At 71.4% G+C, this 17102-nt stretch carries 15 protein-coding genes and 5 pseudogenes; 10 read left to right on the top strand and 10 right to left on the bottom strand.

Annotated features, from left to right (window positions below; genetic code table 11):
- Positions 1–265: 265 nt before the first annotated feature.
- Together ACIRJP_RS26555 and ACIRJP_RS26560 are read left to right on the top strand one after the other, a co-directional pair.
- Positions 266–730 carry a hypothetical protein gene (locus ACIRJP_RS26555; RefSeq protein WP_404178954.1) on the top strand — a complete coding sequence of 155 codons (465 nt, stop codon included), beginning with the start codon at positions 266–268 and terminating at the stop codon, positions 728–730.
- Positions 731–964: 234 nt separating this feature from the next.
- Positions 965–1852 (top strand): SDR family oxidoreductase, encoded by an 888-nt coding sequence (locus tag ACIRJP_RS26560; RefSeq protein WP_404178995.1) that lies wholly within the window; start codon positions 965–967, stop codon positions 1850–1852.
- Positions 1853–1998: 146 nt separating this feature from the next.
- Here ACIRJP_RS26560 and ACIRJP_RS26565 read toward each other — a convergent pair whose 3' ends face one another.
- The 3 genes and pseudogenes from ACIRJP_RS26565 to ACIRJP_RS26575 all read right to left on the bottom strand — a co-directional run.
- Positions 1999–3090: a glutamate--cysteine ligase gene (locus tag ACIRJP_RS26565; RefSeq protein ID WP_404178998.1), complete on the bottom strand. Its 1092-nt coding sequence runs from the start codon at positions 3088–3090 to the stop codon at positions 1999–2001.
- A gap of 670 nt (positions 3091–3760) precedes the next feature.
- A pseudogene (locus ACIRJP_RS26570) lies at positions 3761–4006 on the bottom strand (plasmid stabilization protein); the annotation flags it as partial.
- A gap of 57 nt (positions 4007–4063) precedes the next feature.
- Positions 4064–4519: pseudogene (locus ACIRJP_RS26575) on the bottom strand (PIG-L deacetylase family protein); the annotation flags it as partial.
- 170 nt (positions 4520–4689) lie between these two features.
- Between ACIRJP_RS26575 and ACIRJP_RS26580 the strand changes: the two are divergent.
- Positions 4690–6075 carry a rhodanese-like domain-containing protein gene (locus ACIRJP_RS26580; RefSeq protein ID WP_404178957.1) on the top strand — a complete coding sequence of 462 codons (1386 nt, stop codon included), beginning with the start codon at positions 4690–4692 and terminating at the stop codon, positions 6073–6075.
- A complete protein-coding gene (locus ACIRJP_RS26585; protein WP_404178960.1) occupies positions 6072–6833 on the top strand; it encodes a sulfite exporter TauE/SafE family protein in 762 nt (253 codons plus the stop codon). Before ACIRJP_RS26580 ends, ACIRJP_RS26585 begins: the two co-directional genes overlap by 4 nt.
- 23 nt (positions 6834–6856) lie before the next feature.
- On the opposite strand, the gene ACIRJP_RS26590 is transcribed toward ACIRJP_RS26585, so the two are convergent.
- Complete coding sequence (locus ACIRJP_RS26590) at positions 6857–7135, bottom strand: metal-sensitive transcriptional regulator (protein WP_266727223.1); 279 nt, start codon at positions 7133–7135, stop codon at positions 6857–6859.
- 136 nt (positions 7136–7271) lie between these two features.
- On the opposite strand from ACIRJP_RS26590, the gene ACIRJP_RS26595 reads away from it, so the two are divergent.
- Complete coding sequence (locus ACIRJP_RS26595) at positions 7272–7844, top strand: rhodanese-like domain-containing protein (RefSeq protein WP_404178965.1); 573 nt, start codon at positions 7272–7274, stop codon at positions 7842–7844.
- 57 nt (positions 7845–7901) lie between these two features.
- On the opposite strand, the gene ACIRJP_RS26600 is transcribed toward ACIRJP_RS26595, so the two are convergent.
- Complete coding sequence (locus ACIRJP_RS26600; RefSeq protein WP_404178968.1) at positions 7902–9197, bottom strand: alpha/beta fold hydrolase; 1296 nt, start codon at positions 9195–9197, stop codon at positions 7902–7904.
- Positions 9198–9303: 106 nt separating this feature from the next.
- Here ACIRJP_RS26600 and ACIRJP_RS26605 point away from each other — a divergent pair, with 106 nt between their 5' ends.
- Positions 9304–10467, top strand: coding sequence for an ABC transporter ATP-binding protein (locus tag ACIRJP_RS26605; protein WP_404178971.1), 1164 nt, complete (start codon positions 9304–9306; stop codon positions 10465–10467).
- 21 nt (positions 10468–10488) lie between these two features.
- On the opposite strand, the gene ACIRJP_RS26610 is transcribed toward ACIRJP_RS26605, so the two are convergent.
- Together ACIRJP_RS26610 and ACIRJP_RS26615 are read right to left on the bottom strand one after the other, a co-directional pair.
- Positions 10489–10764 (bottom strand): DUF2087 domain-containing protein, encoded by a 276-nt coding sequence (locus tag ACIRJP_RS26610; protein ID WP_404178974.1) that lies wholly within the window; start codon positions 10762–10764, stop codon positions 10489–10491.
- 78 nt (positions 10765–10842) lie between these two features.
- Positions 10843–11136 (bottom strand): annotated as a pseudogene (locus ACIRJP_RS26615) (hypothetical protein); the annotation flags it as partial.
- Between the two features lie 416 nt (positions 11137–11552).
- On the opposite strand from ACIRJP_RS26615, the gene ACIRJP_RS26620 reads away from it, so the two are divergent.
- On the top strand, positions 11553–12527 hold the full coding sequence (locus ACIRJP_RS26620) for an acetylxylan esterase (RefSeq protein ID WP_404178977.1): 975 nt from the start codon (positions 11553–11555) through the stop codon (positions 12525–12527).
- Positions 12528–12569: 42 nt separating this feature from the next.
- Here the strand turns inward: ACIRJP_RS26620 and ACIRJP_RS26625 are convergent, their stop codons facing one another.
- From ACIRJP_RS26625 to ACIRJP_RS26635, 3 genes are read right to left on the bottom strand one after another with little or no spacing between them, the layout of a single operon-like run.
- Complete coding sequence (locus tag ACIRJP_RS26625; protein ID WP_404178980.1) at positions 12570–13520, bottom strand: ABC transporter substrate-binding protein; 951 nt, start codon at positions 13518–13520, stop codon at positions 12570–12572.
- Positions 13517–14194: an ABC transporter permease gene (locus tag ACIRJP_RS26630; RefSeq protein WP_404178983.1), complete on the bottom strand. Its 678-nt coding sequence runs from the start codon at positions 14192–14194 to the stop codon at positions 13517–13519. Before ACIRJP_RS26630 ends, ACIRJP_RS26625 begins: the two co-directional genes overlap by 4 nt.
- Positions 14191–14868 carry an ABC transporter permease gene (locus tag ACIRJP_RS26635; RefSeq protein WP_404178986.1) on the bottom strand — a complete coding sequence of 226 codons (678 nt, stop codon included), beginning with the start codon at positions 14866–14868 and terminating at the stop codon, positions 14191–14193. The genes ACIRJP_RS26630 and ACIRJP_RS26635 overlap by 4 nt, the downstream gene beginning before the upstream one ends.
- Before the next feature lie 187 nt (positions 14869–15055).
- Between ACIRJP_RS26635 and ACIRJP_RS26640 the strand changes: the two are divergent.
- The 3 genes and pseudogenes from ACIRJP_RS26640 to ACIRJP_RS26650 all read left to right on the top strand — a co-directional run.
- Positions 15056–15361, top strand: a pseudogene (locus tag ACIRJP_RS26640) (flavodoxin family protein); the annotation flags it as partial.
- Between the two features lie 437 nt (positions 15362–15798).
- Positions 15799–16134 (top strand): annotated as a pseudogene (locus ACIRJP_RS26645) (recombinase family protein); the annotation flags it as partial.
- A 340-nt stretch (positions 16135–16474) separates the two neighbouring features.
- Positions 16475–16978, top strand: coding sequence for a hypothetical protein (locus ACIRJP_RS26650; RefSeq protein WP_404179003.1), 504 nt, complete (start codon positions 16475–16477; stop codon positions 16976–16978).
- Positions 16979–17102 lie beyond the last annotated feature (124 nt).

Consider the following 17102-nt stretch of genomic DNA (forward strand, 5'->3'; position numbering starts at 1 on the left):
TTCGGAAACCTGCGGGCAGCGTCACGGGGCTGCGGACATCGTCTTCTCGCCCGACTGCGTGCGCCGGGAGGCCGTGCTGCGCTTCCATGGCCCTTGCGAAGGCTCATCTGCGTGCGTGCCTGGGCCTGACCGCGCCGCCGCTTGCTGACGGCACTGACCGGAGTTCGGCTGCTCCGGCACACACACTCATACTGATTCAGCCCATCCACGGACAGCCCGCATCTCGGAGGTACCGTGGAACGGACGAGGGAAGGCAGGCCCGGTCATGCCTCGTGGCCTTCGCGCCGCACTCGGCGAACTGCTCACCCCACGTGGCGATACGGGCCGTGTGCTGCTCACGGGCTGGTTCAGTTTCCGGCACGGAGAGGTCACGGCCGGGGACGCGCTGGGCCAACGCTCCGTGCCCGGCTCTCTCGGCCAATTGGGTGTCCGCCACGACACCGCATGGAGCCCGGTCTACGCTCCCGGTGAGCTCTCCCTGGACGCCGCGTTTCCCGAGAACTGGTGCTGTTCGTCTGCGGGCCGGCCTCTGGGCGTGCCGGTGCTCGTGGTCGACCCTGTGGAGGGCGGCGCCAAGGTGTCCGCGCAGGCGGAGGTGCGCTGGCCCGTCCTGCCGGCCCGCGGCGCTCTCTCGCCGCGAGCGCTGGACGCCTGTTGGGACTGGTGTCTGCCCCCTGCGGGAGTGGCCGCGGCACACGACCGCCGGACACGCGTGGCACAGCACGTCTGAGCCGAGGGTCTCCGGCACCGCACCCAGAGCGAGCACCACCGCTCCGGCGCGGAGCCGGTTATGCGGCCGGAAGCCCTTTGCCAGGACGTCTGACTGCATCATCGACTCCCGTGCGTGAAGCTCCCCCGGCTTTGACCGAGACGTTTGGACTTCTCCACCGGGGAACCCGAAGAAACACGTCACGGCATGGCGCGGCCGTCGCCTCATCGACCACGAGAAATGGAACGCCGACCCATGAATGAAACCGAACGCCCACAGGACCCCACCCGGAAGTATCCGCAGCCCGACTTCCCCGAGCAGGATCAGCAGTACCCCGGCTGGACCGGGCCGATGGATCCGCCGCCCGATCACGGGGAGGACACCTATAGCGGGAACGCTCTTCTCGACGACCGCAAGGCCGTCGTGACCGGAGGGGATTCCGGGATCGGCCGGGCAGTCGCTCTGGCCTATGCGCGGGAAGGCGCAGATGTGCTGTTCACCCATCTCGCGTCCGAAGAGGGCGAGGCCCGGGAGACTGCCCGTCTGGTCGAGGAGGCGGGGCGGACCGCTCTCCCTGTGGCCTGCGACATTCGCCAGGAGGCAGAGTGCCGGGGCCTGGTCGGGACGGCAGTCTCGGAGTTCGGCCGGATCGACGTCCTGGTAAACAACGCGGCGTTCCAGATGTCCCAGCCGGATGGCATCGCGGCCATCTCCACCGATCAGTTCGACCGCGTGGTGCGCACGAACCTCTACGGAATGTTCTGGCTCTGCAAAATTGCGCTTCCCCACATCCCGGCCGGCGGCTCGATCATCAACACCACTTCTGTCCAGGCGTACAAGCCGAGCCCACATCTCCTCGACTACGCCATGACGAAAGGGGCCATCGTCACCTTCACCCAGGGCCTTGCCCAGATGCTGGCATCGGATGGTATTCGAGTGAACGCAGTGGCGCCGGGACCCGTGTGGACTCCGCTCATCCCGGCCACTCTTCCGGAAACCCGGGAATTCGGAAAGCAGAGTCCGCTCGGAAGGCCCGCACAGCCCGCCGAGATGGCTCCCGCCTACGTGTTCCTGGCATCTCCGAACGCCTCCTTCATCACGGGCGAGATCCTGAACGCGACGGGCGGGACGCCGCTCCCGTAGGGCCACGCTGTACCGACCTGGGGTGTCTCGTCGCCTTCAACCGGTGCCCCCGCCATGGATCGCGGTTCGACATCGGCGGAAGCGTTCTCCAGGGCCCCGCCGTCCGTCTGCCGCGCCGGAGCGCTTGGCTTTCCCGTTTCCCACCACTATCCGAGTGTTCTGCGAGCACATTCCCTGACAGTGGCGCGCAGACTGCCCGAACGATGCAGCAGCTCGCGTTGGAGGCACGCACCGGAACCGCGTGCGAAGAGATCCCTCAGTCCGCCTTCGGCCAGGTCGAAATCACCATTGTCGTCCAATGCCTCAGCCACATGGGCCAGCAACGCACTCACGACGTCGGACGCCGGCTCGGGGCGCATGGTAACGGGATGGAGGAGCCGTCCTTCCAGGCCCGTCCGGCCCGCCTGCCAGGCCGCCATGCGAAGGACACTCGCCGCGAAGCCGGCAGGGGGCTCCCCAACAGACCAGCTGCGGGCCGCCGTTTCGACCAGGCCCCGCACGAGAGACGCGACGAGAACCGTGTCCGCGGGGTCGAGACAGACATCCGCCACTCTGATCTCGACCGTGGGATAGCGGTGCGACAAGCGAGCATCGAAGTAAATCATCCCCTTGTCCCGCAGCACGCCCGTGTCCAGGAGCTCCCGCACCAGTGCGTGGTAGCGCTCCGCAGTCCCGAACACCTCCATCGGACCAGCCGAGGGCCAGCGGCCCCAGACCCTGCTCCGGTAGCTGCTGTACGAGCTGTCCCGGCCCTGCCAGAAAGGAGAGTTCGCGCTCAGGGCCAGGAGCACCGGCAGCCAGGGCCGCACCCGGTCCAGCACCGCGACGCCTTCCTCGTCCGAGGCCACCGCTACATGCACATGGCACCCGCACGTCAGCTGCTCCTGCGCGGTCAGACCGAACCGCTCCTCCATCCACCGGTACCGTTCCCCCGTGCGGATCGACGGGCTGACCGGCAGAGGTGACGTCGCCAGGGCCACCACGGCGGCTCCCAGTTCCGCCGCGTTCTCAGCCGCCTTCGCGCGCCAGCGGAGGATCTCCTCCGCCAGATACCGCATCCCGGTCTGGGGGCGGGTGGCGAACTCCAGCTGCTGGCCCTGAAGTTCGGTTTCGAAGGCGGAGGTCCCCCCGGTACGCCGGCCCGCCCTGGCAAGCACCGCTGTCGACAGAGCCCGCGGTTCACCGCTCTCCGCGCCGACGAGGAGCAGCTCTTCCTCGACACCTACAGTCCGCACGATGGCACCCTTTCAAGACGCAACCGGGATACCCCACTGTCGTCCCCTCGTGTCCGCTCCGCCGGCAGCAGACCAGGTGCCGCCCGTAGCACAACGAGACCGACCAAGCCAGGCTCACGCGGCGGACCCGGGGTGTTCGGCGACGCGTGAGGCGAGCCGCCCGGCCGCGGCCGGGCGGTGGACCACGAGGCTCCGTCCGCTCTCGACACGGACGACAGCCCATGCCTGGCTCCAGGGGCTCGGGCCATCGGCGCCCGACGCCCGCTCCTGGTGACGGATTCGACGGGCGCGCGGCCCACCGTCCGAACAAGGTGTCGCACGACCGGGAGTGCGGTACCGCACCGCGTGAAGGGGGGCGGGAGTGTGCGTCCGGCCGATCCTGGGCCGACCCCAGCGGCGAACTCGCTGAAATCACTGCCCAAGTCGTCTGCTCGGCCCATAAACCGGATTTTACGGCCCGGCACCTCCAGCACGCGCGGGCAGCGCGACCGTTCGGGCGGCGGAAAGCGGTCTCAGGAGCGGCATGGGCCGTGAATCGGCGCTCTTCCGGCGTACCCGGGCCACACGTGCGAGGCGGGGTCCAGTCCAAGTACTGCGCGGCGACCTGCGGGATGTGGGGGCGGGGGCGCCCGCTGGCCGGGCGGCCGACTGTGCGGCCGGCCAACCGCTCGATTCACCGGCCGAGCGCTTGGCGCAGCTCCTGTTTGTTCATGGACGAGCGGCCTTCGATGTTCTTCTTCTTGGCCTCCTCGTACAACTGGTCCCGAGTGGGCCCTTCGGAACCGCTGTGCGAGCGCTGACCGCCGCGCTCGGACGAGGACTTGGGGTCGCGGGTGGAGGACTTGCTCGACGACTTGGCTTCGCCCGAACGCGCCCTTTCCTTGTTCACGGTGCGCGAGGCCATTTCCTTGGCCCGGTTCCTTGTTCACGGTGCGCGAGGCCATTTCCTTGGCCCGGCTCTCGGAAGCGCCGCGCTCCAACGATTGCCCGCGTCGGCGGCGGCGTCCAGGGCGGCGCGGGCGACCGCCCGGTGATCGGGGGTGTTCCAGACGACGCCGCCCCAGGTGTCCCGGTGGTTGAGCGTGATGACCAGCTCGGGGCGGTGCTTGCGGATGGCGGCGGAGATGTCCCGGCGCAACGGAAGGCCGTACTCGGTCACGCCGTCGCGGTGATCCAGGAACTCCACCTCATGGACACCGACAACGGCGGCGCTCGCCCGCTGCTCACGCTCGCGCAGCGGTGCGCATTCCTCCGGCCGCAGCGTGTCGATGCCGGCCTCGCCACGGGTGGCGAGGAGGTAGGAGACCTCGCGGCCCTCGTCGGTCCAGCCCGCGATCGCCGCCGCGCAGCCGTACTCCAGGTCATCGGGGTGCGCGACCACGGCCAGGGCGCGCCGCCAGTCCGCGGGCATGGGTTCGAGCTGGTCCGTCATGTCGGCAGGCCAGCTGCCGCCGATCGCCGACGCCCCCACGTTCCCCGGACGCGGATGCCTCCCCGACGTAGCGCGTGTCTCACTCAGAGCCAGAAATACCCCCAGGGGTATTTCTGTTAGCCTGTACAGAGATACCCCCAGGGGTAAAGAATCACGGAAGGAGCCGTGTCGTGTTCTTCGTCGACACCATCGAGACAGCGGGCCTCGGCAACCGCGGCTATCTGGCGGGCGGGCGGCGGGCCGCCGTCGTCGTGGACCCGCCGCGCGACATCGACCGGGTCATCGCCGCCGCTGCCCGGCGCGGCGTGCGGATCGCTCTGGTGGTGGAGACGCATCTGCACAACGACTACGTGACCGGCGGCCTGGAGCTGGCGCGGGTGACGGGGGCGCGCTACCTGGTGCCAGCCGCCGCGGAGGTCTCCTTCGCCCGGGTGCCGGTCGCGGACGGCGACATCGCCGAGGTCGACGACGGCCTCGCGCTGCGTGCGCTCGCCACCCCCGGGCACACCCCGCACCACACCTCGTACGTGCTGGTGGAGGAGGGCCGCGACGTGGCCGCCTTCACCGGCGGCTCGCTGCTGATCGGCAGTGTGGGCCGGCCAGATCTGGTGGAGCCCCGGCTCACCGCCGAACTGGCCCGCGCCCAGCACGCCTCTGTGCACCGCCTCGCCGACGAGCTCGCGGACGAGGTGCCCGTGCTCCCCACGCACGGCTTCGGCAGCTTCTGTTCGTCCGCACAGGCCGAGGGGTCGGCCACGACGATCGGCGACGAGCGCCGCCGGAACGACGCCCTGGTCAAGGACGTGGACACCTTCGTCGCGGGGCTGCTCGCCGGACTCGACGACATCCCCGCGTACTACGCGCACATGGGCCCGGCCAATGCCGCGGGGCCCGCTCCGCTCGACCTGACCCCGCCCGGCCGCGCCGACGCCGGGGAGATCTCCAGGCGGCTCGCCTCGGGCGAGTGGGTGGTGGACCTGCGCAGCCGGGTGGCCTTCGCACGGGGGCATGTCGCCGGATCGTTCAACTTCGAGGGCGACGGCCCGCTCGCCACGTACCTGGCCTGGCTGATCCCGTGGGGCAAGCCGGTCACCCTACTGGCGAGCACCGCCGCCGAGATCGCCCACGCGCAGCGGGAGCTGTCCCGCGTCGGGCTGGACCGTCCGGCCGCCGCGGCCACCGGAGGCCCGGAGGACTGGGCGGCCCCGGCGACGGAGCTCCGGTCCTTCGCCAGGTCCGACTTCGCGGGCCTGGCGGCCGCCCGGGAGCGCGGCGAGGACCCGGTGATCCTCGACGTTCGCCGCAACACCGAGCACCTCGGTGGTGCCATCACCGGGGCGGTGCACATTCCGCTCCACGAGCTGCCCCGGCGGCTCGGCGAGGTGCCTCCGGGCCTCGTGTGGGTGCACTGCGCGGGCGGGGCGCGGGCAGCGATCGCCGCGTCGATGCTGGACGCGGCGGGACGCGAGGTGGTGGCCGTCGACGACGGATTCGGCGCGGCGGCGGAGGCCGGTCTCGGTGTCGCCGCCCCCGTGACCGCGCCCTCCGCGGCATGACCGCGCTGATCGTGGCGCTGGTCGCCGGTGCGGTGGTCGGACTGGCGCTCGGCGGGCTGGGCGGCGGCGGAAGCGTGCTCGCCGTCCCCGCGCTGATCTATCCACTCGGCTTCACCCCTTCCGCAGCGACCACCGCCGCACTGCTCATCGTCATCGCGACATCGCTCACCGGGCTGGTCGCCCATGCCAGGGAGGGCGGGGTCCGCTGGCGGACGGGAGGGCTCTTCGCGGCGGCCGGGATCGTACCGGCCGCGCTCGCCGGCGCGCTGTCGGTGCGGGTCCCGCCCGGGGCGCTGACCGCCGGGTTCGCCGTGCTCGCGGCGGTCGCCGCGGTACGGATGCTCAGGCCGCGGCCCGGGCCAGCGCCGCAGGCCGGGCCCGGTACGAGCGGTGCGCCCGCCGGACGGGTCGCGCGAACGGGTGCCGGGCTCGGCGCGGTGACCGGGTTCCTCGGCGTGGGCGGCGGGTTCCTGGTGGTCCCCGCACTGGTCACCGTGGTCGCCCTCCCGATGACCGCGGCGGTCGGTACCAGCCTGCTGGTCATCACGGTGAACTCCGTGGCCGCGCTGGTCACCCGTCTCGCCACGCCCACCGCGCTGGACTGGGCGACCATCGCCCCGTTCACGGCGACGGCGGTGCTCGGCGCCTGGGACGGGCGGCGGCTCGCCGCGAGGGTGTCCACGGCCGCCCTGCAACGGATCTTCGGCGTGGCGCTGCTGGCGGTGGCCGCGTTCATGATCGCCGACGCCGTGGCATGAACCACGGCGTCGCCCCGGCCGGCTCAGGCCAGTGAGAGAAAGAGCTTCTCCAGCCGTGACCGCATCCGGTCCCGGTCCTCCGGCTCACTGCCGCCGTCGGCCATGCAGTGCTGGAGGCCCGTCGCGATGATCGCGAAACCGGCCCGGTCGAGCGCCCGGGACACGGCCGCCATCTGCGTGATCACGTCCTCGCAGTCCCGGCCCTCCTCGATCATCCTGATGACCCCGGCGAGCTGGCCCTGCGCGCGGCGAAGGCGGTTGAGAACCGACTTCAGTTCGTCGGCCGCCATGTCGAGTTCCACAACATCCTCCTTCTGATACCCCGAGGGGTATTCTAGCCCAACCGGGACAAGGCCTGTCCGGCGAATCAGGGCCGGACAGGACCTGGGAGGGACCGAGTTCCTCCCGATCCCCGGTGAACGAAAGGAAAAACTGCTCGTGACCAGCCCCGTCTCCCTCTCCCCCGCTCAGGCCGCGGCCCGTCTCGCGGAGTTCACCGTGATCGATGTGCGGGCCCCCGGCGAGTACGCCTCCGGGCATGTGCCCGGTGCGCTGAACATCCCGCTGGACCGACTCTCCGAGGCCGTGCCCGCGCTGAAGTCCGCCGCCGCCCGCGGCTCGCTGCTGATGGTGTGCGCCTCCGGCGTCCGCTCCACCCGGGCCTGCGACATCCTCGCCGCCGCCGACATCGACGCCATGACGCTCACCGGTGGCACCTCGGCCTGGGCGGGCGAGGGACGCGATCTCGACCACCCCGCCGGGGCCCGCGCGACCTGGCCCATGGAGCGTCAGGTCCGGCTCGCCGCCGGTTCGCTCGTGGTGGCCGGCCTGCTCGCCGGGGCCCGGTTCCCGGCGGCCCGCTGGATCTCCGCCGGTATCGGCTCCGGCCTGGTGTTCTCCGCCGTGACCAATACCTGCGGCATGGCGGCGGCCCTCTCGAAGCTTCCGTACAACCGGGCCCCGCGCTCGGGCGCCGGGCTGGACGAAACGCTGCACGCCCTTCAGAACTGACACCCGCGGTGCCGTGAGCGGGAGTAACCGGCCGGTTCCTCCCGCTCACGGACGCGGTCAGACTTCGTCCCTGACCAGGGCCAGCAGCCGGTCCAGCACCCGCGGTCCGCCGGCGCGCAGCCCGTCGTGCTCGTACTCGTCGGTCACCCAGGTGCGCAGCCCCCGGATCGACGCCGCCGTGCGCAGCGCGTGTGCCGTGTCGACGTACATGTCGTCGTGGTAGACGGCCGCCGCGACCGGCACCTTGTTGGCCGCCAGGCGCTCGGCGTCGTACAGCGGCGCCCAGTCGGTGCGGGCGGCCAGCAGTTCGGCGGTCTCGCGCAGCGGGCGCAGCGCCGGGTCCACCTCGAAGTGCCAGGGGTGGATGCTCTCACCGGTGAAGAGCACCGGGCCGTCGCCCTTGAGCGCCTCGGCCGCGTCGAACTGCCGGAATTCACCACGGACCCGCTCTGCGGACCAGGCCGTGGGCCGCTCGCCCTGCCCGTAGATCGCCTCGTGCAGCAGGGCGTAAAGCGGGTGCCCGGCGAACGAGGAGGCCGTGCGCACGGCCTCCTGGAAGGTGTCGGAGAGCTCGGTGCCGTGCGGGGTGCGGACGAAGGCGTTCTCCAGGAGGTAGTGCAGCTGGTGGCTGCCGCTGCCGCCGCCGAGCATGATGCCGAGGGACTGGAACCCTTCGGCCGTCAGGCGGTGTCCGGCGCTGTCGGTGGGGTGCTCCAGCAGACGGGCGGTGATCTCCCGGGCGCGCTCGACGTCCTGCGGGTAGCGGGCGTAGTGCGCGGCGGTCTTGCGCTCGATGCGGGGGTAGGCGGCCCGGTACACGTCGTCGGCGTGCGCGTCGAGGGAGGGCAGCCCACCGGTGATCAGGACGGTCCTGAGCCCTTCGGGGGCGGCCGACAGATAGCGGACGGCGCAGAAGCCGCCGAAGGACTGGCCCAGGACCGTCCAGGGTTCGCCGCCGGTCAGCTGCCGGCGGATCAGCTCGCAGTCGCGCACGATGCTGTCGGCCCGGAAGTGGGTGAGGTAGTCGGCCTGCTCCCGCGGGCCGCCGCGCAGCGGCAGGGTCTGCCGGTTGGCGGGGGTGGAGAGGCCGGTGCCGCGCTGGTCGAGCAGCAGCACCCGGAACTCCTCCACAGCCCGCCCCAGCCAGGCCTCCGTGCCGATGAAGCGCCGCGCACCGAAGCCGGGACCGCCCTCCAGATACACCAGCCAGGGCAGCTCCTCGTCGGCCCGGCCGCTGGCCACGGCCTCCCTGCCGAAGACCTCGATCTGCTCGCCACTCGGATCGCCGTGGTCGAGCGGGACCGTGAAATAGCGGTCGGTGAATACGATGCCGGGGTGCCGGTAGCTGTTCACAAGGTGCTCCTGAATCAGATGTGCCACGGACAGTTCAGCACACGGCACCGACACGGACGGTCGCGGCCCGTGTGCGGTGCGCCCGGGTGCCTCCTACCGTGCAGGCATGATCCGGTTCGAGCAGGTCGGCAAGGTGTATCCGGACGGTACGGTCGCGGTCGACGGGCTGTCCTTCGAGGTCGCCGAGGGGGAACTGGTCACCCTCGTCGGGCCGTCCGGCTGCGGCAAGACGACCACGATGATGATGGTGAACCGGCTGATCGAACCGTCGTCGGGCCGGATCCTCGTCGGTGGCGAGGACATCTCCGGCGTCGACCCGGTGAAACTGCGCCGCCGGATCGGCTACGTCATCCAGCAGGTCGGTCTCTTCCCGCACCGCACGGTCCTCGACAACACGGCGACCGTGCCGGCCCTGGTGGGCTGGAAACGGGCGCGGGCCCGGGAGCGGGCGGCCGAGCTGCTGGATCTGGTGGGCCTCGATCCGGCGACGTACGGTTCCCGCTACCCCGCGCAGCTCTCCGGCGGTCAGCGCCAACGGGTGGGCGTGGCAAGGGCGTTGGCAGCGGATCCACCGGTGCTGCTGATGGACGAGCCGTTCGGCGCGGTCGACCCGGTGGTGCGCGAGCGGCTGCAGAACGAGTTTCTGAGCCTGCAGGCGACGGTCCGCAAGACGGTCCTGATGGTCACCCATGACATCGAGGAGGCGGTCCGGATGGGCGACCGGATCGCGGTGTACGGGGCGGGGCGCATCGAGCAGTTCGACACCCCGGCCGCCGTGCTCGGGGCTCCCGCGACCCCGTACGTGGCAAAGTTCGTCGGCGCCGACCGGGGCCTGAAGCGGCTCTCGGTCACCGAGATCGAGCCGGAGGACCTTCAGGAACCGCCGGTCGCCCGGCTGGACGAGCCGGCCGGCGCGGCGGCGGCCCGGCTCGGCGCCACGGGGGCCCGCTGGGCGGTGGTGCTGAACGGCGAGGGCGATCTGCACGGCTGGGTGGCGGCGGACGCGCTGCGGATCGCGGGCGGGCACGGCACGGTCGGCGAACTGGCCCGCAGGATGGACGCCTGGGTGCCGGTCGGCGCCCCGCTGAAGCAGGCGTTCAGCGAGATGCTCCAGCACGACGCGGGGTGGGTCGCGGTACTGGACGGTTCGCGGTTCCTCGGCGTGCTGACACCGGCCAAGCTCCACGAGGCGCTGCGCCGCTCGGTGGACGCGGACGCGCGGGGCGTGGCCCGGGACGACGTGCCCTTCGACTCGGTCGCGGACGCGTAGGACGTACGGGCGCGGCCGGTGCTACCGCCCGCGCCGGTAGCTGCTGCCGTCCTTGGGCCTGACCAGCAGGCCGGCGACGACCAGGTGGCGGCGAAGCGCCGAGCAGTCGTCGTGCACCGTGAGCAGGACCTCGTTGACCTCTCGCTCGGTGTAACTCCGGTCCCGCTCGAAGAGGGTCTCGGAGAGATGGACGAGCAACTGCTCCCGGCGGGCCGTCTTGCGGGGGATCGCCGTCAGGCGGCCGTGCGAGAAGAGCGCCTCGACCTGGCGCGAGCCGCTTGTTCCGTTGTCTGACATGGGGAGGAGGATCGCAGGCACCCGCCCCGCGGGCAACGGGTTTTCGGCCCGCCCACGGGAGCGGGTGAACGCCCGGGATCAGAGATACGTGGCGGCCGTCACGCAGAAGCCGTCGCCGAGGGCGACGGCCCAGACGTAGGGCAGGATGCGGACCATCACCTCCTGCGGGGTGACGCCCGCGTACTGCGCGCTCCACACGGTCTGGGTGCTCGCGGCGCCGATGGTGAAGGGACCATCCCCGCGGGCGCGGGGAGAGGGGCGGTGACGCCGAACACCTGGTTGTACGAGGTGGCCAGGCCCGGCACCGCGGTGGCGGGGCAGATGCCGGCGGCGATCAGGACCACCGGCGATGCCCGCGCCGAGACCGAAGAGTCTGCCGAGCGAGGCGACCCGGCGGGTGAGCACGGCGCCGGGGTTCCGATGCCGATCAGCCCGACGGTGGCGACATCGCCCTCCAGCAGGGCGTTGGTGATGTGGGTGGTGCCGATGTTCTTGCCGCGGGCAGCAGATCGCGAACGTGCGAGACGCCGGCGAGCCGTGCGACCTCCGCCTGGCGCGGACGGGCCGTGCGGCCCGCCGGTGCGGGTGAACGGCCGGGCCTGGCCCGCTTCCTGGGTTCCTCCACCATGGCTCCTGGCTCCTCACATCGATCAATGCGTATTACTAATGCGCATTAACGAGCCCTGTGAGGGTCGGCCGGACGCCGGTCGAGGGGGCGGGCACAACTTCTGCGCCGCACGCCCCCGTACGGTGTGATCAACCATCCCCGCGAGAAGGCGGTCCCAACCATGTCCCTGTTCGATCTGCCGCTCGACCGGCTGCGTGAGTACCGCAGCGGTTCGGTCGAGCCGGAGGACTTCGACGCGTTCTGGACGAAGACGCTGGACGAGGCCCGGTCCCACGACCTCGATGCCCGTTTCGAGCCGCGCACCGGCACCGGGCTGTCCACCGTGGACGTGTACGACGTGACGTTCGCGGGCTTCGGCGGTCATCCGGTCAAGGGCTGGTTCGTCCTCCCGGCGGGCACCACGGAGCCGCTGCCGGTGGTGGTCGAGTTCATCGGTTACGGCGGCGGGCGGGGTCTGGCGCACACCCATCTGCTCTGGGCCTCGGCCGGTTTCGCCCACTTCGTGATGGACACCCGGGGCCAGGGCAGCGGCTGGCTCGTCGGCGACACCCCGGACCCGGTGGGCAGTGCCCCGGCGTACCCCGGTTTCATGACCCGGGGCATCGAGGACCCGGAGTCGTACTACTACCGGCGGGTGTTCACCGACGCGGTGCGGGCGGTGGAGGCGGCCCGTTCGCACCCGCTGGCCGACGCGGCGCGCACCGCGGCCATCGGCGAGAGCCAGGGCGGCGGCATCACCCTCGCCGTGGGCGGGCTGATACCCGACCTGGTGGCGATCGCGCCGGACGTCCCGTTCCTCTGCGACTTCCCCCGCGCCCTCACCGTCACCGACCGGACCCCGTACCGCGAGGTGGGCAACTACCTCAAGACGCACCGCGGCCGGGCCGACCGCGCGCGGGCCACGCTTTCCTACTTCGACGGGGTGCACTTCGCGGCACGCGGGCGGGCGCCGGCGCTGTTCTCGACCGCCCTGGAGGACATGACCTGCCCGCCCTCGACCGTCTTCGCCGCCTTCAACGCCTACGCCCACCCCGACAAGACCATCGAGGTGTACGACTTCAACGACCACGAGGGCGGCGGGCCGTTCCAGGAGGCCGTGCAGCTGGGCTGGCTGCCGGGGAGGCTGCGGGCCTGACCGCGCGGGGCGGCGGCCGGCCACGACGGTGTTCCGCGGCCCTCAGCCGCGCGGGACGAGGTCCTTGGACTCCAGGTAGTTGCGCGCCACGTCCTCGGGGAGCCTGCGCCAGCTGTCGACCTGCTCGTCGAGTCGGGCCAGGTCGGCCGTGGTCAGTACGGTGTTGAGCCTGCCCAGTGCCGTGCGGACGCCTTCGCTGCCGGCCCGGGACCGGTTGACGACGGGGACGAGGTAGTCGGCGTTCTGGAGGTGCCTGTCGTCGGCGAGCAGAACGAGCCCGAAGTCGTCGAGCGTGGCGTCGGTCGTGGTGGTCAGCACCATCTGGTCCCGGCCGTTCCGGACGGCCTGTTTGGCCTGGGTGGTGCCGACGCCCTTGGGGTCCACGGCGGTGATGCGGATGCCGTACGTCTTCTTCAGCCCGGGTGCGCAGTAGGGGCGCTGAACGCATTCGTCGCCGGCGGCCAGCCGTACGGGCAGCCGGGACCGGCCCAGGTCGCTCAGTGTCCTCAGGCGGTGCTCGGCCGCGTAACGGGCGGCGACCGCGAAGGCGTTCTGGTCGACGGCGCGTCCGGGGTCGAGAACGGTGAGTCCACGGGGTGCGGCCAGGGCGCGCAGCGCCTTCATGGTGGCGGCGAGGTCGGGCGAGCCGGCCGGGGCGGCGTCGGCGCCGTTCTTCTTGGCGCTCAGCCAGTCGGCGAAGGTCGCGGCGTACTCCGGCACGACGTCGATCCGGCCGCTCTCCAGCGCCGGTTCGTAGATCTCCCGGTTGGCGACGGAGATGATCTTCGTGGAGTAGCCGGCCCGGTCCAGCAGCAGCGCGTACATCTGGGCGAGCAGATCGCTCTCGGTGAAGCCCGCGGAGCCGATGGTGAGGTGTCTGCTGTCGCCCGGCGGTGCGGTGATCTCTCCCTGGTTCTCCAGCGAGGGGCCGGTGGCGCAGGCGGCCGCCGGGAGCAGCACCAGCAGTACAGGGACGGCGGCTGCCGGCCTCATCCCGACCCTCCGCCGCGGAGCCGGCCCGGGACGAGCAGCCGGCCCGCTTCGAAGAGCCCTTCGACGATCAGCGCGAAGACCGCGACGAGCACCGCCCCGGCGACGACCTGTGCGGTGGAGGCGAGGTTGAAGCCCGCGGTGATGATCCGGCCGAGACCACCGCCGCCGGCCAGTGCCGCGAGGGTGGCGGTCGCGACGAGCTGGACGGCGGCGATCCGTACTCCGGTGAGGATCAGCGGCAGGGCGAGCGGCACCTCGACCCCCAGCATCAGCTGCCTGCCCGTCATGCCCATGCCCTTGGCCGCGCGCACGATGTCGCGGTCGACCTCCCGCATGCCGACGTAGGCGTTGGTGAGCAGCGGCGGTACGGCGAAGAGGACGAGAGCGATGATGGTGGGCCATTCGCCGTGCCCGCCGAGCGGTGTGAGCAGGAGCAGTACCAGCACGGCGAAGGTGGGCACGGCCCGGCCGATGTTGGAGATGTTGACGGCCAGTGCGCCACCCTTGCCGAGATGGCCGAGGACCAGGGCGACGGGCAGCGCGATCAGGCAGCTGATGAGCAGGCAGACGACGGTGAGGAAGAGGTGCTGGCCCAGCCGGTGCCGGATACCGCCGTCGCCGGACCAGTTGGCGGAGGTGGTGAGCCAGGACCAGGCGTCGGCGAGAGTGTTCACGACTGCCCCCTGGTCCATGGGGTGAGCACCCGCTGTGCGAGCAGGAGCAGCAGGTCGGCGGCGACGGCGATGACGACGCAGAGGACCGACGCGGTGAGCACCTGGGCCTTGAAGTAGGTGTTCATCCCGGAGTAGATGAGATTGCCGAGCCCGCCGTAGCCGACGATCGCGCCGACCGTGACCAGCGAGACGGCGGAGACGGTCGCGATCCGCAGTCCGGCCATGGCCGCGGGCAGCGCGAGGGGCAGTTCCACGGCGAGCAGCAGCCGCAGCGGGCCGTATCCCATGCCGCGGGCGGCCTGCCGGGTCTCCTCGGGCACGGCGCGGAGTCCGGCGAGGACGTTCCGTACGAGAAGGGTGAGGGAGTAGAGCACGAGCCCGGCGACGACGAGCGAGGCGGAGAGTCCGTACACCGGCAGCAGCAGTGAGAACATGGCGAGCGACGGCACGGTGTAGAGGACGGTCGTCACGCCGAGCACCGGGCCCGCCGCCCAGCGTCGGTGGCGTGCCGCCAGGGCGAGCGGAACGGCAAGCACCAGCCCGATGAGCACGGAGACCGCGGTGAGCTGGAGGTGCTGCACGACGGCGTCCCAGAGGATCTCGCGACGGCTGGAGAGATAGGCCCCGCAGAGCCACTCGTTGCGCGCCAGGCAGTCGTCCGGGGGCACGGTCACCCGTCCATTGGAGCGCGCGGGGCGGCGCGGGCGCGCGTCCTGATCGGCTGTCCGGGGGCGCTTGGGTGCCGGGGCCGGACTTGCGGCGTACGGGGGGGTGCCGGCGCGTCTACCGCCCGGTACGGACGGAGCTGACGGTAGGCCGGGTCCACGTCCCGCGTTCCCCGTGCCTGCCAAGGAGCCCCGCATGCCGCCGTCCGGACCCTCCGACGACGCCTACCGCTTCGACGACCTGCGTGCGCTGTACGTCAACTGCACCCTCAAGCGCTCCCCGGAGGTCAGCAACACGGAAGGGCTGATCGACCGCAGCCGTGCGGTGATGGAGCGGCGCGGTGTCGGCACCGAGGTGGTCCGGGCCGTCGACCACGACATCGCGAGGGGCGTCTGGCCGGACATGCGGGAGCACGGCTGGGAGCGGGACGCCTGGCCCGGACTGTACGAGAAGGTGATGGCGGCCGACATCCTGGTGCTGTGCGGGCCCATCTGGGTCGGCGGAACGCTCTGCCAGCCGGAATTGCGTGCCACGATGGCCCGCCCCGAACGCAAGCCGAGTGATGCCCGACCTGCCGTACATCGACCTCTACCTGCGCAAGTCGCGCGTGGTGCGCCACGCAGATCCCCGAGACCTGACCTCCATCCAGGCCCAGGAAGACAGCGGCCGTGCCTGGGCCGCCCGTGAGGGCCACCGCGTCCGCCACGTCTGGGTGGACAATCTGTCCGCCTGAAGCGACATAGAACGACGCGAGTTCGACAAGGCACTCGCCGCAGTCCTGGCCGGCGAGGTTCCGGCCCTCTGGTGCGCCTACCTGGACCGCTTCACCCGCAAGGGCATCGACAACATCGGCCCCATCCTGAGCACGGCTCGGGTCGTTTTCGATCACGACGGCCTGGACAGCTCGATCGAGCGAGACCGCCGCTGGATCATCGACCGTGCCGAGCAGGCGCGCGAGTACTCCATGCGGCTCTCGTACAACGTCAAGACGACGAAGGCGGCGAAGCGCGCGGGGCCAGTGGACCCAGGCCGCGCCGTACGGCCTTCGTGCCGACGCGTCGAGGAAGCTCCACCACATACCCGGCGAGTGGCGGATCGTACGTCACATCGTCGAGAGCTTCGCCCTCGGATTCGCCGAACGCATGGTCGCGAAGGCCCTCAACTCCGGTCCTGCGCCCATCGCCGGGCCGGGGGGCAGTACCTGGCAGGCCAACGCCATCTCCCGAATCCTCCACAACCCCGTCTACGAGGGCTGGCAGGTGGCCCCACGACGTGAGAATCCGAAGGGCCGCTTCCAGCCCTACCGCGACAACGAGGGCAACCTCGTCAGTGTCTTCGCCGAAGGGGTCGAACCGATGCCGCCAGACCTCATGGCCCGAGCTCGTCAGGTCGCGGCCGGCCACGCCTTCGTAACGCCCGAGCAGGCCGGTCGAATCGGCACGGTGACGCAGCTCCTTACGGACAGCGTCAAGTGCAGGGGCTGCCGTGGAGAAGCCTCACCCGACTCGAAGACCTACCGTTGCTGGCGCGCAATCCAGGGCGTCCCGTGCGATGCCCCCGTGTCGGTCACCCGCTCGGTCCTGGAGACGTACGTCACCGAAGCCTGGCACGAAGATGAACACGGCGCAGCCCGACGACCCGGTCCTGCAGATCGCCGCCGAGCGTTGGGCCGGACTCCAGCAGGAACCGGCGGACGCCGAGCGGATGGCGAAGGCCGTGTCGGCCCTGAAGGCTGCGGAGGCCGGTGTCGAGCGCCTCGCCAAGCAGCAGTCCGACGGCTTTTTCGACCCTTCCTTCGGCACCCACCTCCCTCGCCTGCAGGTCGAGGCCCGCGCTGTACAAGCGAAGGCGCAGAAGGAAGTGGCGGAGGCGACTCCGAAGCAGCTCGACGTGTCCTTCCTCATGGAGGATGCGACGATCCGAGCAGCCTGGGAGGAAGCAGCCCTCCCGCTACGACGCGACCTCTTGCGGCTGGTGTTGCGTCGCGTGGTGGTGACCAAGGTACGGCGCGGATACAACGTCTTCGACGGCGATGAGCGGGTCGAGATCCACTGGCTCGACTCGCCCGATCCGGGGGTGTCGGCGCTGACTCCCGAGGATCTGGAGCAGGCGGCCTGACGGCTGAGCGGGGGGGGGGGGGGGCCCCCCCCCCGGGGGCCCCCCCCCCGGGGGGGGGGGGGGGGGGCGCGCCCGGGGGGGGGGGGGGGGGGGGGGCCCAAACACCAGCCCCCCCCCCCCCAGA

This window comes from Streptomyces sp. NPDC102437 (genome assembly GCF_044765565.1).
Taxonomy (GTDB): Bacteria; Actinomycetota; Actinomycetes; order Streptomycetales; family Streptomycetaceae; genus Streptomyces.

What these genes read in the sequence shown, in the direction of transcription:
- ACIRJP_RS26560 (WP_404178995.1), top strand. Translation starts at nt 965, where the DNA reads ATGAATGAAACCGAACGCCCACAGGACCCCACCCGGAAGTATCCGCAG.
- ACIRJP_RS26625 (WP_404178980.1), bottom strand. Translation starts at nt 13,520, where the DNA reads ATGAGGCCGGCAGCCGCCGTCCCTGTACTGCTGGTGCTGCTCCCGGCG.
- ACIRJP_RS26610 (WP_404178974.1), bottom strand. Translation starts at nt 10,764, where the DNA reads ATGTCAGACAACGGAACAAGCGGCTCGCGCCAGGTCGAGGCGCTCTTC.
- ACIRJP_RS26620 (WP_404178977.1), top strand. Translation starts at nt 11,553, where the DNA reads ATGTCCCTGTTCGATCTGCCGCTCGACCGGCTGCGTGAGTACCGCAGC.
- ACIRJP_RS26585 (WP_404178960.1), top strand. Translation starts at nt 6,072, where the DNA reads ATGACCGCGCTGATCGTGGCGCTGGTCGCCGGTGCGGTGGTCGGACTG.
- ACIRJP_RS26605 (WP_404178971.1), top strand. Translation starts at nt 9,304, where the DNA reads ATGATCCGGTTCGAGCAGGTCGGCAAGGTGTATCCGGACGGTACGGTC.
- ACIRJP_RS26555 (WP_404178954.1), top strand. Translation starts at nt 266, where the DNA reads ATGCCTCGTGGCCTTCGCGCCGCACTCGGCGAACTGCTCACCCCACGT.
- ACIRJP_RS26650 (WP_404179003.1), top strand. Translation starts at nt 16,475, where the DNA reads ATGAACACGGCGCAGCCCGACGACCCGGTCCTGCAGATCGCCGCCGAG.